This is a genomic window from Streptomyces fulvoviolaceus (assembly GCF_000718165.1).
GTDB classification, from domain to species: domain Bacteria; phylum Actinomycetota; class Actinomycetes; order Streptomycetales; family Streptomycetaceae; genus Streptomyces; species Streptomyces fulvoviolaceus.
This window is the reverse complement of the sequence record NZ_JOEY01000260.1, coordinates 1-202: the sequence shown is the minus strand read 5'-3', so window position 1 is coordinate 202 and position 202 is coordinate 1. Positions and strand designations below refer to the sequence as shown.

Genomic DNA, 202 nt, shown 5'->3' with positions numbered 1-202 from the left:
GGACAAGGACGACCTGATCGCCGCCGTCATCGAACGCAGCTTCGAAACCTGGCTGACGGCCGTCGAACTCCCCGGCGAGGAGACCGGCACGCCGCTGGAACGGGTCACGACCATGGCGGCGAACGTGGCGAAGTCCCTGATCGACGCACCCGACTTCCTGCGCCTCGGCCTCATGCTCGCCCTCGAACGCCGCCCCACCGAA

At 68.3% G+C, this 202-nt stretch carries 1 pseudogene; it reads left to right on the top strand.

The annotated features are described in order from the left end of the window. A pseudogene (locus IG08_RS0153800) lies at positions 1 to 202 on the top strand (TetR/AcrR family transcriptional regulator); the annotation flags it as partial.